Source organism: Clostridium tarantellae (assembly GCF_009295725.1).
In the GTDB taxonomy this organism is placed as follows: Bacteria; Bacillota; Clostridia; order Clostridiales; family Clostridiaceae; genus Sarcina; species Sarcina tarantellae.
This window is the reverse complement of sequence record NZ_WHJC01000495.1, coordinates 1-1,437: the sequence shown is the minus strand read 5'-3', so window position 1 is coordinate 1,437 and position 1,437 is coordinate 1. Positions and strand designations below refer to the sequence as shown.

Below are 1,437 nucleotides of genomic sequence, written 5' to 3'. Positions count from 1 at the left end.
GTTATTTACCTCCTGTTGGTGTTTTTATTTCTTGTTATTTATATTGTGCCATACTGGAGGAAAATATAAAAACTTAACTTCAAAAAAGTTAGGTGAATTAATGGTTGCGGAATTCCGCAACCGACTATAGATATATATTAAAAGGAGGCTGTGTTATGAGTAATAAAAATAATATTTTATATGATACTTTTTTACATTATTCATATAATCAACTACAAGAATTATTTAAACAATCAAAAACTAAGGATGAACAGGATTTTTACATGACACTTGCTAATTTAGTTCTACAAAGAGAGCAACAAAAGGTTATAGGTAAATAAAATGACAAAAACTTATACTTTATTTGCTGGAGTTAACGGAGCAGGTAAAACATCAATATATAAATCAATATATTATTCTTGTAATAAGCAAGAAAAAAGAATTAATACTGATGAAATGGTTTTTAATATAGGTTCTTGGAAAGATAATAACCTTCAAATTAAGTGTGCTAGAGAAGCTATAAAGCTTATTAATGAATATATTTCAGAAGGAATTTCATTTAATCAAGAAACTACTTTAAGTGGAAAAAGTATTATTCGTAATATTAAACTTGCTAAAAATAATGGTTTTTATATTGTTATGAATTATATTGGTGTAGACACTGTAGAAATTGCAAAAAAAAGAGTTAATTTAAGAGTACAAAAAGGTGGTCATGGAATACCTGATGATGATATAGAAAGAAGATATATAGATTCTTTAAATAATTTAAATAAAGTTATTGAAATTTGCGATGAAATAAGAGTGTATGATAATACTAAATTACTTGAACAAGTTATGTATATAAAAAATGGTGAATTAAAATGGGAAAAGGAAGTATTGCCTAACTGGTTGGATCAAATTTTCATTAAATAATCCTATTTATACAAGCATATGAATATTTTAATAATTTGAACATTTAATTGTAGTATTAATTTATTAAAAAATTTACTTTAAAAGAAGTTGTGATTAATTTATTTTTACAACTTCTTTTATTAATAATGATATTATAGATAAAGCAACCATTATTATAGTTGAATAAAATTTATAACAACTTCTATTAGGTATAATGGTGATGAAAGTAACAAAGCTAGTTAATCTTTCAAGATTTAATAAGGAATTAAGAAATTAGTATCTAGAACAATGTGTAATACTTAATCTTACTGATGAAATAAAAAAATTTTAAATAATAAAGAACAGTAGATAGTTGTGTGTAAAAACTACCTACTGTCCCCAAAATGATATTTCATCTAAATATTCTAATATCAATAAATAACTTCATCTTATTTTAATTTGTACATAAGATGGAGTTAAACTATTTATTTTTAGTCTTACCCCCCCAAGTAAAATATTTCTAATATTTTTCAAATTACTAAAATTTCCATTTGATAAGCAAAAATAAATCTTGTAATATAATAATAT

At 23.2% G+C, this 1,437-nt stretch carries 2 protein-coding genes; both read left to right on the top strand.

The features are described 5' to 3' along the window. Nucleotides 1-155 precede the first annotated feature (155 nt). Nucleotides 156-320, top strand: coding sequence for a hypothetical protein (locus GBZ86_RS17470; RefSeq protein WP_170272301.1), 165 nt, complete (start codon nucleotides 156-158; stop codon nucleotides 318-320). Between the two features lies 1 nt (nucleotide 321). Further along, complete coding sequence (locus tag GBZ86_RS15895; RefSeq protein ID WP_152892274.1) at nucleotides 322-891, top strand: ATPase; 570 nt, start codon at nucleotides 322-324, stop codon at nucleotides 889-891. Nucleotides 892-1,437: the final 546 nt, after the last annotated feature.